Origin of the sequence: Neobacillus sp. 204, from assembly GCF_046562815.1 — a bacterium.
In the GTDB taxonomy this organism is placed as follows: domain Bacteria; phylum Bacillota; class Bacilli; order Bacillales; family Cytobacillaceae; genus Neobacillus.
The window spans coordinates 73,159-87,923 of the sequence record NZ_JBJORY010000008.1 but is presented as its reverse complement, the minus strand read 5'-3'; the positions used below and the strand labels follow the sequence as shown (position 1 = coordinate 87,923).

The window sequence follows — 14,765 nt, the reverse complement described above, 5'->3', positions numbered from 1 at the left end:
CCCACGTGCTTTAGTGGATGAAAGTGACGAATTAGAGATATAGAAAAAGGGGAAATGTACAGGTGACGTATGGGAAAAGATTAACGGCACTCGCAGTTTTAGATTCAGTATTTGTTTTAACAGCGATCTACATAAGCTATATGACTCTTGTGCCGGGTGTAAATGTTTTCGAAATTCCGATGTTACAGGTTACTTGGGTTACTTTATTCTTATGCCATCATTTATTTGCTTCTATTTATAAGCTCTATCAAAAGGCATGGGAATACGCGAGTGTGGGAGAACTAGTTGTGATTGTGAAGGCAGTAACCTTTTCAATTGCAGTAACCGCACTTATGCAGGAAGTATTTTTCCATAACATTTATGTTCGGGCATTAATGATTACCTGGATGCTACATGTCCTTTTAATTGGTGGATCAAGGTTTTCATGGAGAATGTTTCGCGATAGTTACATGTCGAAGCAGAAAAGTATCCAAAGAACACTAATCATTGGTGCGGGTTCTGGTGGAACGATGGTGGCAAGGCAATTGCTTCATAACCATGACATTGATTTGAAGCCTGTGGCGTTTATTGATGATGATCCGAAGAAACATAAGTTGGATATTCTTGGGGTACCAGTGGTTGGGAATTCGAGTCATATAACAGAAGCGGTTGAAAAATACCAGATTGAAAATATTGTGATTGCAATTCCTTCTTTGGGTCAGAAAGAGTTAAATCGAATATTTGAGGAATGTGCTAAAACGAAAGCGAAGACTCAAATAATTCCGAAGTTAGAGGATTTAATGACAGGAAAGATTTCTGTTAATCAATTCCGTGAGGTTCAGGTAGAAGATCTACTCGGTAGAGAACCGGTGGAGTTGGATATCGGCAGTATTTCAGAGTATGTAACAGGAAAGACGGTATTAGTGACTGGTGCGGGCGGTTCGATAGGTTCTGAGATTTGCCGACAGATTTGCAAGTTTAATCCTGGGAAAATTGTTTTGGTTGGTCATGGAGAGAACAGTATTTATCTAATTGATATGGAGCTTCGGAAAAAATATCAAAATCAAATTGAAATTGTTCCTGTGATTGGGGATATCCAAGATCGAACGAGAATGTTTGATGTAATGGAAGAGCATAAACCGTTTGTTGTGTATCATGCGGCAGCACATAAGCATGTTCCGTTGATGGAATATAATCCGAGGGAAGCGGTTAAGAATAATATTTTTGGGACGAGGAATGTGGCGGAGGCGGCGGACACCTTTGGAGTGAATACTTTTGTAATGATTTCTTCGGATAAGGCGGTGAATCCTCCGAATGTTATGGGAGCAACGAAGCGGTTTGCGGAAATGATTATTCAGAGTCTTGCCGTAAATAGTAATACAAAGTTTGTAGCTGTTCGATTTGGGAATGTTCTTGGAAGCCGTGGTAGTGTAATTCCATTATTTAAAAAGCAAATTCAGGCAGGTGGGCCGGTTACGGTTACTCATCAGGATATGACCCGTTATTTTATGACGATACCGGAAGCCTCACGGCTTGTTATTCAGGCAGGGTCTTTGGCGCGTGGTGGTGAGGTTTTTGTGCTAGATATGGGTGAGCCTGTTAAGATTGTTGATCTTGCTAAGAACGTGATTAAGCTGTCGGGGTATTCAATAGAAGAAATCGGGATTCGTTTTACGGGACTTCGTCCAGGGGAGAAGATGTATGAAGAGCTGCTTAATGAGAATGAGGTGCATCCGGAGCAGGTTTTTCCGAAAATTCATATTGGGAAGGCGAAGGTTATTCATGAGGAAGTGCTTAGGGCGTTAATTGGTGGACTGTTAGATATGTCTGAAGTGGAAATGCATGATACCTTGATTGCAATTGCTAATAATAGATTTGAAAGTTCTACTTTAATGACAGTAACAAACTGAATTAGTGCTGGTCATAAATGATTTTCAATGGTTTAAATCCTTATTAAAATGTTAAAGAGTGTTACAAAGGTGGAGATTAAAGTGTTTTATAAAAAATATGTAAAAAATATAATAGATTTTATTCTTTCAGTAGTTGGCTTAATTGTACTTTCACCCGTATTTCTATTATTAATAATTTGCATTAAGTGTGATTCAAAAGGCCCTATATTATTTAAACAAAGACGAATTGGGAAAGGTAAATCTGAGTTTTATATTTTTAAGTTCAGAACGATGAAAATTGATACACCAAAAGATACTCCTACGCACCTTTTGACAGACCCAGATATATACATTACTAAAGTGGGTAAGTTAATGAGGAAAACAAGCTTGGATGAACTTCCGCAAATATTGAATATTCTTAAAGGTGAAATGAGTATTATAGGTCCAAGACCTTGCCTGTGGAATCAGTATGATTTGATAGCTGAAAGAGACAAATATGGAGCAAATGATATTTATCCTGGACTTACGGGTTGGGCACAGATTAATGGTAGAGATGAGCTTCCGATTGAGGTTAAGGCGATGTTAGATGGTGAATATGTTGAAAAGATAAGTTTTGGGATGGATGTTAAATGCTTCCTTGGAACAATTGTAAGTGTAATAAAGAGTAATGGTGTTGTTGAGGGTGGTACTGGAAGATCGGAATATAAAGAGATCGCAGCAACTAATGAGCAAATGGTATCCACTGATCAAAAAATAGGGGGATAAAAGGTAAATGTCAGTAATGGATGTTAATTTAAATAGCCCTAATGATTTAAAGGATGAAACTACATTGATGGAACATCCGCTAGTTAGCGTAATAGTTGCAACCTACCGTAGGGATACAGCTTTGGAAAAAGCCCTAGTTTCACTTATGAAACAAACATATAACCATGTCGAGATTGTAGTGGTTGATGATAATGCAGAAGAAATATGGAACCAAAAGGTTGATGATATTATTTGTAGTGTCAACAACAAATTTAACCGACAAATTGTTTATATAAAGAACAAAGTAAATAAGGGTTCTGCGGAAACAAGAAATATCGGTATAAGAATAGCTTCTGGTGCATATATCACTTTCCTTGACGATGATGATATATATTTACCTAATAAAATTAAAAGACAAGTAGAGTATATGATAGAAGCAAATTCTGATTACTGTATTACAGATTTGGATTTGTATGACGAAAGTAACAGATTGATTGAAAAGCGAAATCGAAAATACATCAAGAAATATAGTCAAGATGAGTTGCTAAGATATCACCTTATGTATCATATGACTGGAACTGATACGATGATGTTCAAAAATGAATATTTATTCAGAATCGGGGGATTCCCTCTAATAAATGTCGGGGATGAATTTTATTTAATGCAAAAAGCAATTGAAGGTGGTGGAGTATTTAGCTATCTATCCGTTTGCGACATAAAAGCATATGTCCATACAAAAACGGATGGCTTATCAAGCGGTGAGAGCAAAATAAAAGGGGAAAAAACTCTTTATGAATATAAAATGGGATATTTTGATAGATTAGAACCTCAAAATATTCGATATATAAAGATGAGGCATCACGCAGTGTTAGCATTTACTGAAATGAGACGGGAAAATTATTTTGGTTTTATAAAAAGTGCAATTATTGCTTTTGTTTCTAGTCCCCTATCTTGCATTAGATTATTAATAAATTTACAGAAATAAAAAAGGGCGATAAATTTGATAAAACAGAAATTAATAAATTTTGTAAAGACACATGGTTGGTTTTATGATTTATATTATTTTATTGGTTCAACTTTATTAAGAATAATTGGGAAAGTTATCAAAATAAAAGAGAAGTCAATTTTATTTGTTTCTTTCGGTGGTAAAAAATTTGATGATAGTCCAAAAGCTATATATGACTATATTTGCAATAATCAGATGTTTGATGAATATGAATTAATTTGGGCCTTTAATGAACCTGAAAAGTATAATTTAAAAAGAGGAAAGAAGATAAAAATTGATACATTTAAATATTATTTAATAGCTTTGGGATCTAAATTTTGGATTACAAATTCAGCAATTGAACGAGGTTTGAATTTTAAAAATAAAAAAACTTTTTATATAAATACTTGGCATGGAACTCCATTAAAGAAAATAGGAACAGATGCAGTTTCAACATCTTCACAAACGGGACTGGGAAGTAAGAATATCTACACTCAAAATTTAATGACAGCTCAAAGCGAATTCGATGCTAATATATTTAGTAGGTTGTTTGGTATAGACAAAAATAATATTTTGATATGTGATTTACCGCGTAATGATTATTTCTCAAATAATAATAATTATAATACTGCTGAAATAAAAGAAAAATTGGGAATAAGAGGTAATAGAAAAATCGTTTTGTACGCTCCAACATATAGAGAATATCTAAGGGATGAAGAAAACAATAATTATATTGCACCACCTATAGATATAAATAAGTGGAAAGAAAAATTAGATGAAGATTACATTATATTATTTAGAGCACATTATGAAATAATTAATGTATTAGGAATAGAGAATTCATCTTTTATTTATAATGTATCAAACTATGAAAACTTAAATGAATTAATGATTGTATCGGATATGCTTATTTCAGACTATTCAAGTATTTTTTTTGATTATTCTATTTTAGGTAAACCAATGTACTGCTTCGCTTATGATTTAGAGGAATATAAAAATAAGCGTGGGTTATATCTTGATATTAAAAAAGAACTACCTTTTAACGTTGCTATTAACGAGGACGAGCTAATAAATCAAATTATTAATTTGGATTATAATAGGGCTATTCAACAGGTCTTGAAATTTAAAAAGAAATACTTACCTAATACCGGTTATGCTTGTCATACTGTTGTAGAGGAAATTGTTAAAAGAAGTATTTAAATAATGTAAAAGATACTCACTTATGGAACATTTGATTTATTAAACTAGGGGCATATAAATCTATTAAAAGAGTAAAGCTATTGAGATTATTAAATTGTAGTCTTGTCTACAGACGATTTTAATCACTAACCAAAAGGAAAGACAACATATTTTGCCTATAAAGAAAGAAAAAAATTACTAGAGTCAGTTCGATATGTTGACCTAGTAATTCCGGAGAATATTAGGGAACTAAAAATATCAGATATAAGAGATTATTTTACTGCTATTTTTGTAATTAGGAATGATTAAGTAGGAAGTTCGATTTCTTAAGGGAATACTGGGAAGTTATATAGTTACCAAGAACTCCTGAAAAATAAACAACAAAAATTAAAAAGGATTTATTAACTACTAAATAAATCTATTGTGAGGAAAGTATCTTGATATGAAAATTTTAGTTATAAGCCATAATGCATTTGATATGTATAATAATATGGGAAAAACCCTTGCTACTTTTTTTAAAGAGTATGAACAAAAAGATATTGTCCAATTATGTTTCCATTCTACAGAGCCCAATATTAAAATTTGCGAGTCAACTTATCAACTAACGGATTTTGACATTCTTAAATCAATATTTACAATACAAAGCCATGGGAGAATAATCGGTTTTGATGAAATAAAGAATAGCCAAGGTATATCAAAAACAAGTGGGTCATATCAGATTGGAAAAAAGAAAACTGCAGGAAAGCTTTTATTAAGAGATTTGGTGTGGAAATTTGGGAATTGGAAATCAAAAGAATTAATCAATTGGCTGGATAATAATAAGCCTGATGTTATATTTTTTGCCGCTGGGTATTCAATGTTTTCAAGTAACATTGCAATGTTTATTGGTAACAAATATAGCATTCCGTTAGTTACTTATTTTTGCGATGACTATTATGATTTTTCGTATAGCTCATATAGAGGGTCTTTAACTTCAAAGGTTAGATTGAAGCTATTTAGAAATAATATCAAAGAAGTTGTTGGTCAATCGCAAGAATTGGTGTTTATTAACCAATCTATGATGGAAAAATATAAAAACTTATTCGGTAAATCCGGACAGGTTATCATGACTCCATATGAAATTTGTCAATCGGAGAGTAAGACAATAAAGAAGCCCTTAATTATGTCATTTATCGGGAATATATCAGGGAATCGATGGAAAACATTAAGAAGGATCGGTAAGGAATTAGAAAAAATTAACTCCAATGGATTAAATATAGTTTTAAATATTTACTCGATTACAGGTGATCAGGAAATTATTTCTAAATTATCCATTGGTAATTCTGTAATCTTTAAGGGTGCAGCCAATGCTGAAATGGTAAAAGAGATATATCATGAATCAGACATTTTGTTGCATGTGGAATCATTTGCACCAGAGGATGTATGTCGGGTTAAGTATTCGATATCTACCAAAATAGCAGATTGCCTTGCAAGTAATAGAGCGTTTCTCGCTGTTGGACCATCGGGCATTGCCTCTATCGATTATTTAAAAGAAAACAATGCGGCGTATATTATTGATGAGGAAAATATGATTGAGAATAAATTGAATGAGTACTTTATTATAAATGACATAGATGATCAAATAATTAAAAATGCAAAAGGGCTTTCGAAAAAAAATCATGATATATTAGAAAACTCAAAACGATTGAAAAATATATTTAAAAATATAGTTAAGGAATAAATATGAAAATATTACAAGTAAATGTTGTTTATAAAAATGGTAGTACTGGGAAAATTGTGCATGATATTCATAATGTTCTTAAAGAAAAGGGTGTTGAGTCGATTGTTTGTTATGGTCGAGGGCAAAGGCTGGATGATCCTGATGAATATAAAACATCAAGCGAGTTGCTAGCAAAAATAAATAACATTAAATCTCGTTTTACCGGACTCCAATATAACGGTTCCTTTCTTGCTACCATTAAACTTATTCGCATTATAAAAAAAGAACAGCCCGATATTGTCCATCTACACTGTTTAAATGGATTTTTTGTTAATATATACCAGTTGATTGAATATTTGAAGAAAAGTGGAATAAGGACAATCTTAACATTACATGCAGAATTTATGTATACTGGCGGCTGCGGTCATGCTTTTGAATGTGAAAAGTGGAAAACTGGTTGTGGGAATTGTCCACAAATAACCAAAGAGATGCATTCTTATTTTTTCGATAGGACACACACTGCTTGGAGAAAGATGAAATTAGCATTTGATGGCTTTAATGAAAACCTTATAATAACCTCAGTCTCACCCTGGTTAGAAGAAAGAGCCAGACAGTCAGTTATATTAGGAAATAAAAAACATTGCACAATACTTAATGGTATTGATACGGTTAATATATTTCATCCATGCGATTTTGATAATATTAAGGGACATTTAAATCTGACAGATGAAAAAATACTTTTGCATGTTACAGCTAACTTCTCAAGTGAAATTAAGGGTGGCAAATATATAAGGGAAATTGCAGAAAGATTAAAGGATGAAAATATAAAAATTATTGTTGTAGGCAATACAGATAAGCGGCTTAAATTACCAGATAATATAATTGATGTAGGCAGAATAGATGATCAACAAGAGTTAGCGGCATATTATTCAATGGCAGATCTAACTATAATCTCCAGTAAGCGTGAAACCTTTTCAATGATATGCGCAGAGTCACTTGCCTGCGGAACTCCTGTAGTAGGATTTAAGGCAGGGGCACCGGAGCAGATTTCATTACCAGAATATAGTGAGTTTGTTGGATATGGAGATTTAGATTCTTTAGAGCGAATAGTGCGTGAATGGATAGAACGTAAATCTGCAGTAGACAATTTGATTATCGAAAAAGCTCAAGGCAATTATTCGAAAGAAAAGATGTGCATGGACTATTTAACGCTATATAAAGAGTTAGTGAATAAGAGTAAAGAATAGTCAATAGAACATAATATGAAAACAGAAATAATAAATTATTGTTTTCATATTAATGTCTCCAAGAACAATTGTTTGGGAAACTCACCAAGGCTAAGTATAATAAGGCCATTTTTATTTAATAAGGTCCCTTATTGCAAGAAAGGAACGCATGATGACAGTTTTTTATTGCCTAATTTTATGGGTTGGAACAATATCTCTGTTTTCAATAGATATTAAGAATAAACAAAATCGAAATAAAATAGTCATTGTATTAGGTTGTTTTGGGATTTTTTTAATTCAGGCCTTGAGAGCTGAAACTATTGGTCATGATTTAATTTCATATCTACCAGGATATCATATGGCAGAAAATATTAATATTTTTACAGGTGAACGATTATTTAATTATGAAATAGGGTATATCTTCTTCTCTCAAGTTTTTTCAAAATTAAATTTCTCCAATCAATGGTATCTAGCAGTAGTTGCACTATCTATTATCGGACCTATTGCATATATCTGGAGTAAAAATTCCAAAATGCCAGGACTAAGTGTTTTTATGTATATTACATTAGGCTTTTTTACATTTAGTTTTTCAGGTTTACGGCAGTCTATCGCCATAGCAATTGTTTTTTTTAGTTTTAAATATATACAGGAAAAAAGATTAATAAAATTTTTATTATGTGTTGCCTTGGCAATGTTGTTTCACACCACAGCTATTATTTTTATTTTTGCGTACCCGTTATATTATGTAAGTTTAAAATCAATCCATTTCCTTTTTATCATACCATCGTTAATAATTATATTTATTTTAAAAACAAAAATATTTTTATTAATTTATAGCTTATATAGGGGAATGGCTGGGGATATAGAGGCTACTAACGCCTATACAATGCTTATCGTTATGATTTTAGTTTTAATACTTGCGTATATTTTTGGCAGTAAAGACAAGCAAAATAAAAGGTTTAATAGTTATAAAAACTATATGCTTGTTGCAATACTTATTCAAATATTTGCAAGTCAGTCAAGTGTAGTAATGAGAGCAGGTTATTATTACTACTTATTTATTACTTTATTAATCCCAGAAGTAATAAAGAATCAACGTGATCCAAAAGTTAGAATATTAATAGTTGGTGTACTTATTCTCGCATTGTTGTATTTCTTTCAAAAGACTACGGGTAATGGATATTTGGATGTTAGTCCATACCATTTTTATTGGGAGTGAAATTATGCCTAATGGTAATATAAAATATATTGGTTTTTACGACTCAGATACTTATGCTGAGGAGAACCGGAATTCATTTTTAGCCGCTACCAACAAAATGGATTATATTTGTCAAGCAATAGTAGCAACAGATAATAAAGTTGAAATTATATCTCCATCTTGGACAGCAAATAAAAAAGGTTATTATCATAAAAGAACAAGCACTATTGGTGAGGGTGTAACACTTACATGTGGACCTACATTTGGGGCGAATGGACGATTATTAAGGTATATACGAATACTATGGTCATGGATTTGGTTATTTGGATATTTGATAAAAAATATAAATTCGAAAGAAACAATAATTGTATATCATTCTATGATGATTATTTCTCCAATAATGCTAGCGAAAAAAATAAAGAAGTTCAAACTTATTTTAGAAGTAGAAGAAATTTATCAAGATGTAAAAGAATATTCTCAACTAATGCAGAAAAATGAATATAAACTCTTTCAAATTGCGGATTGTTTTATTTTTCCAACAGAATTATTAAATGAAAAAATCAACAAAAGTAATAAACCTCACACCATTATTTATGGGACCTACAAAGTTGAGCAAGAAAGAAAATACAAATTTAATGATGAGAGAATCCATTGTGTATATGCTGGGACCTTTGATCCGAGAAAAGGAGGTGCTATTGCTGCAACAGTTGCTCCTTATCTCTCTAATAATTATCATATACACATTATTGGCTTCGGAAGTGAAGATGAGACAAGGTCCATACAACAATTAATTTCAGAGGTTGCAAAAACGTCAGATTGTACTATTACCTATGATGGACTACTTAAAGGTGAAGAATATATAAAGTTCTTGCAGAGTTGTCATATTGGTTTAAGTACCCAAACTCCAGATGCTAAGTACAATAATACATCTTTTCCATCAAAAATTTTGTCTTATATGGCTAACGGATTACGTGTAGTTTCTGTACGAATAAAAGCTATTGAAATGTCATCCATTGGAGACGCATTATATTATTATGAAGATCAAACTCCCGAAGCAATTGCAGAAGCTATTATGTCAATTGATATAAATAAACCTTATGATAGTAAAAAATTAATTAAAAAACTTGATGAGAAATTTGTGCATTCTATAAAAAAAATGCTGGAGAATTAACATGGATAAGCTTTTTAGTCTGAAAAAAATAATAAGTAATGAAAATAATAGAACGATACTAAATAATACATTAGGAGCTTTTGTAGTTAGAGGCGGAGCATTAATTATATCTTTATTCACTTTGCCAGCGTATATAAGATATTTTGATAATCAACAAATACTTGGTTTGTGGTTTACCATTTTATCAGTTTTAATATGGGTACTTACATTTGATTTAGGAATTGGAAATGGACTAAGAAATCACTTAGTGCATGCATTGGTAAATAAGGACCACTTGCTGGCAAAAAAGTATATATCATCCGCTTATATAGTTATCGGAATACTGGTATTATTTATATCGTGCCTTTCAACAGTAATATTTAGATTTATAAATTGGAATGCAGTATTTAACATATCTACAAGTATTGTTTCTAAGGAAACTCTAAACATTACTGTATGTATAGTATTTGGTGGAATAATGCTTCAATTTTTATTCAAGCTAATAACGTCTATACTATATGCTATGCAAAAATCTGCTCTAACTAACTTACTAAGCTTACTTAATAGTATTATTATCTTAGGATATGTTTTACTAGCAAAGTCTTCGGATATATCAACTAATTTAATTTCATTGGCTATTGTAAATGTTTTAGCAGTAAATATACCATTATTATTAACTACTGTAATAGTTTTTTCTACAAAGCTAAAAGACTCTAAACCAAACATAAATTATTTTGGGAAAAAATATGCAAGAGATGTGATGAAGTTAGGTGTTACTTTCTTTTGGGTTCAAATAATGTATATGATTTTAACAACAACAAATGAATTTTTAATTACATGGCTAACTGGAAGTAAAATGGTCGTGGAATATCAAATATATAATAAACTGTTTACTCTAATAGGTACTATTTTCACTTTGGCATTAACTCCTATTTGGTCAGCTGTTACTAAGGCTCTCTCTGAAAAAAATTATGAATGGATTAATAAACTTTATAGAACGCTAAATTTAATGGCTCTATTAGCTGTTATATGTGAATTTGGTATGATACCATTTTTGCAATTTGGAATAAACTTATGGCTTGGAGACAATGCGATACAGGTGAATTATTTATATGCTACTGTCTTTGCTTTATCTGGCAGTATTTTTATTTGGAATGGAGTATTATCCAGTATTGCTAATGGAATTGGTGAATTAAAAACACAAAGTGTTTATTTTACTATAGGTGCAATTATTAAAATACCTATTGCATGGGCTCTTGTTATGATCTTTGATTCATGGATAGGTATAGTAGTGGCCAATATTATTGCTATGAGCTTGTTTTGTATTATACAACCAATATTGTTAAAAAAGTTTTTGAATAAAAAAGAATTAGGAGATGAGAATTATGTTTAAAAATAAAACCTTATTAATAACCGGAGGTACAGGTTCTTTCGGTAATGCAGTGATGGAGAGGTTCCTAGATACTGATATTAGAGAAATTCGTATTTTTTCCCGTGATGAGAAAAAGCAAGATGATATGAGAAAACATTATAAAAATGACAAATTAAAGTTCTATATTGGGGATATAAGAGATCTAGCAAGTGTTAAAAATGCTATGCATGGTGTGGATTATATTTTTCATGCTGCGGCATTAAAGCAAGTCCCATCTTGTGAGTTCTTCCCTCTTGAAGCCGTAAAAACTAATGTGATGGGTACAGACAATGTATTAACAGCTGCTATTGATTATGGAGTAAAAAAAGTAATTTGCCTTTCAACAGACAAAGCAGCTTATCCAATTAATGCGATGGGTATTTCAAAGGCAATGATGGAAAAAGTATTTGTTGCTAAATCCAAAACTGTCGATCCAGATAGAACCCTTATTTGTGGAACTAGATATGGTAATGTGATGGCTTCACGTGGTTCGGTGATTCCATTATTTATTGAACAAATTAAAAGTGGAAAGCCTCTAACTGTAACAGACCCTAATATGACAAGATTTCTTATGAGTTTAGAGGACGCTGTTGAATTAGTCGTATTTGCTTTCCAAAATGCTGACGCAGGAGATATTATGGTACAAAAGTCTCCGGCTAGTACAATTGGTGATCTTGCAAAAGCTGTAAAGGAATTGTTCAATGCTGATAATGAAATCAAAGTAATAGGAACTCGTCATGGAGAAAAGCGATATGAAACACTTCTTACAAAAGAGGAATATGTAGTAGCTGAGGATTTAGGTGGTTTCTTTAGAGTTCCTGCTGATCAAAGAGATCTTAACTATGATAAGTATTTCGCTGAGGGAGATCAAAAGCTAACTTCTATAGAAGAATATAATTCAGATAATACACAAATTCTAAGTATTGAACAAATTAAAGAATTATTACTTGAGTTAGATTATGTGCAAAACGAGCTAAATGAATGGAATAAACAGATCCATGTAATGAGCTAAAGGGTGGAATGAATTGATGAATATTCTTGTTACCGGTGCAAAGGGTTTTGTAGGAAAAAACCTTATCGCTGAGCTTAGAAATAAGGGATATAACGATATATTTGAATTTACTAGAGATAGTCACCCTTCATTACTAGATGAGTATACAAAAGAGTGTGACTTTGTATTTCATTTAGCTGGAGTAAACAGGCCTGAAGATGAAAATGAATTTATGGAAGGCAATTTTGGTTTAACTTCTCAATTACTAGAACTACTAAAGAAGCATGGCAATATGGCTCCTGTACTTATTACTTCCTCAATTCAGGCAGAAAAGGATAATCCGTACGGGAGAAGTAAAAAGGCAGGTGAGGATTTACTATTTAATTATTATAGAGAAACCGATGTTAAAGTTTACGTTTATAGATTACCAAACTTATTCGGGAAATGGAGCAGACCTAACTATAATACAGTAGTAGCTACTTATTGCCATAATATAGCTAGAGATATGGAAATTCAGGTAAACAATCCAGGTGCAGAACTCACTCTTTGCTATATAGATGATGTATTAGAAGAATTTTTAAGAGCTTTAGAAGGAAATCCAACTATTCAAGATGATTATTGTGTTGTACCTTTAACCCACAGGATTAAACTTGGTGAATTAGCAACTGTTATAATGAGCTTCAAAGAAAGCAGGGGAAATTTAAGTATTCCTAATATGGAAGATGCTTTAACAAAGAAGCTTTATAGCACGTATTTAAGTTTCTTACCTGAGAATAAATTTTCATATGATCTTAAAATGAATAGTGATTATAGAGGATCTTTTACAGAATTTATAAGGAGCCCAGAAAGAGGTCAAGTTTCAATTAATGTATCAAAACCAGGGATCACAAAGGGAAATCATTGGCATCATACTAAGAATGAAAAATTCTTGGTAGTAAGTGGGGAAGGTTTAATTAGATTTAGAAAGATTAATTCAGAAGAAATCATCGAATATAGAGTAAGTGGGGAAAAGTTACAAGTTGTAGATATTCCTACTGGATATACTCACTCAATAGTAAATGTAGGAGAGAATGATCTTGTAACAGTAATGTGGGCAAATGAGTGCTTTGATCCAGATAAGCCAGATACGTATTTTTTAGGGGTGTAGGACTGATGAATAAACTTAAAGTAATGACAGTGGTAGGAACCAGACCGGAAATTATAAGATTAGCTGCTGTTATTAATAAACTAGAACAATCAGAAGCAATAGAACATATTTTAGTGCATACAGGCCAAAATTATGACTATGAGCTAAATGAAGTTTTTTTCAATGACTTTAATCTCAAAAAACCTGATTATTTCTTAAACGCTGCTGTTGGAACAGCAGTTGAAACTATTGGTAATATCCTTATTAAAATCGATCCAATTATGGAAGAAGTAAAACCGGATGCTTTCTTGGTTCTTGGGGACACTAATAGCTGTTTATGTGCATTAGTAGCTAAAAAAAGACATATACCTATTTTCCACATGGAAGCAGGAAATAGATGCTTTGATCAAAGAGTCCCAGAAGAGACCAATAGGAAAATAGTTGACCACATATCAGATATTAACCTAACTTATAGTGATATAGCTAGAGAGTATTTACTTAGAGAAGGACTCTCCGCTGATAGAATAATCAAAACTGGAAGTCCGATGTTTGAAGTCATTAATTCAAAAAAAGAAGACATTGAAAAGTCAGATGTATTAGAAAAGCTTGGATTAATAGAAGGAAAATACTTCGTTATTTCTGCACATCGAGAAGAAAATATTAATTCAGATGTTAACTTCCTAAACTTAGTTACAAGTCTAAATGCTATTGCAGAAAAATATGAAATGCCAGTTATTGTGAGTACTCACCCTCGAACTAGAAAAATGATAGATGAAAAAGGTGTTGTCTTTAATCCTTATATAAATTTAATGAAGCCACTTGGATTTTCTGAATATGTAAAATTACAAATGAAAGCAAAAGCAGTCCTGAGTGATAGTGGAACAATAAGTGAAGAATCGTCTATACTTGGATTTAGAGCACTTAATATAAGACAAGCCCATGAAAGACCAGAGGCAATGGAAGAAGCATCAGTAATGATGGTTGGATTAGAAAAAGATAGAATATTACAAGGTTTAGAAGTACTAGAGACACAAGAGACTGATACCTTAAGAAGTGTTGCAGATTATAGTATGCCGAATGTGTCAGATAAAGTTCTTAGGATAATTTTATCGTATACTGACTATGTGAATAGAACTGTATGGGGTAAGCATTAGGTAAAGTGTAGTTAAAATAAAAACCAAGCTCTTT

12 protein-coding genes are annotated in these 14,765 nt (G+C 32.0%); all 12 read left to right on the top strand.

What is annotated here, in order from left to right:
* Positions 1-62: 62 nt before the first annotated feature.
* The 12 genes from ACJ004_RS17335 (at position 63) to wecB (ending at position 14,731) form a co-directional block, all read left to right on the top strand.
* Positions 63-1,889, top strand: coding sequence for a polysaccharide biosynthesis protein (locus tag ACJ004_RS17335; RefSeq protein WP_410894399.1), 1,827 nt, complete (start codon positions 63-65; stop codon positions 1,887-1,889).
* Between the two features lie 81 nt (positions 1,890-1,970).
* On the top strand, positions 1,971-2,633 hold the full coding sequence (locus ACJ004_RS17330) for a sugar transferase (RefSeq protein ID WP_410894398.1): 663 nt from the start codon (positions 1,971-1,973) through the stop codon (positions 2,631-2,633).
* Positions 2,634-2,640: 7 nt separating this feature from the next.
* Positions 2,641-3,597, top strand: a complete 957-nt coding sequence (locus tag ACJ004_RS17325) for a glycosyltransferase family 2 protein (protein ID WP_410894397.1) — start codon at positions 2,641-2,643, stop codon at positions 3,595-3,597.
* 15 nt (positions 3,598-3,612) lie between these two features.
* A complete protein-coding gene (locus tag ACJ004_RS17320) occupies positions 3,613-4,797 on the top strand; it encodes a CDP-glycerol glycerophosphotransferase family protein (protein WP_410894396.1) in 1,185 nt (394 codons plus the stop codon).
* 421 nt (positions 4,798-5,218) lie between these two features.
* Positions 5,219-6,496, top strand: coding sequence for a glycosyltransferase family protein (locus ACJ004_RS17315; RefSeq protein ID WP_410894395.1), 1,278 nt, complete (start codon positions 5,219-5,221; stop codon positions 6,494-6,496).
* Between the two features lie 2 nt (positions 6,497-6,498).
* The gene (locus tag ACJ004_RS17310; protein ID WP_410894394.1) at positions 6,499-7,722 is read left to right on the top strand and encodes a glycosyltransferase; all 1,224 of its coding nucleotides are present in this window, start codon (positions 6,499-6,501) and stop codon (positions 7,720-7,722) included.
* Between the two features lie 151 nt (positions 7,723-7,873).
* Complete coding sequence (locus ACJ004_RS17305) at positions 7,874-8,920, top strand: EpsG family protein (protein ID WP_410894393.1); 1,047 nt, start codon at positions 7,874-7,876, stop codon at positions 8,918-8,920.
* Between the two features lie 4 nt (positions 8,921-8,924).
* Positions 8,925-10,070 carry a glycosyltransferase gene (locus ACJ004_RS17300; RefSeq protein WP_410894392.1) on the top strand — a complete coding sequence of 382 codons (1,146 nt, stop codon included), beginning with the start codon at positions 8,925-8,927 and terminating at the stop codon, positions 10,068-10,070.
* Position 10,071: 1 nt separating this feature from the next.
* Complete coding sequence (locus ACJ004_RS17295; RefSeq protein WP_410894391.1) at positions 10,072-11,442, top strand: lipopolysaccharide biosynthesis protein; 1,371 nt, start codon at positions 10,072-10,074, stop codon at positions 11,440-11,442.
* A complete protein-coding gene (locus tag ACJ004_RS17290; protein WP_410894390.1) occupies positions 11,435-12,472 on the top strand; it encodes a polysaccharide biosynthesis protein in 1,038 nt (345 codons plus the stop codon). Before ACJ004_RS17295 ends, ACJ004_RS17290 begins: the two co-directional genes overlap by 8 nt.
* 16 nt (positions 12,473-12,488) lie before the next feature.
* Positions 12,489-13,598 (top strand): capsular polysaccharide biosynthesis protein CapF, encoded by a 1,110-nt coding sequence (locus ACJ004_RS17285; RefSeq protein ID WP_410894389.1) that lies wholly within the window; start codon positions 12,489-12,491, stop codon positions 13,596-13,598.
* 5 nt (positions 13,599-13,603) lie between these two features.
* A complete protein-coding gene (gene wecB / locus ACJ004_RS17280) occupies positions 13,604-14,731 on the top strand; it encodes a non-hydrolyzing UDP-N-acetylglucosamine 2-epimerase (protein WP_410894388.1) in 1,128 nt (375 codons plus the stop codon).
* Positions 14,732-14,765 lie beyond the last annotated feature (34 nt).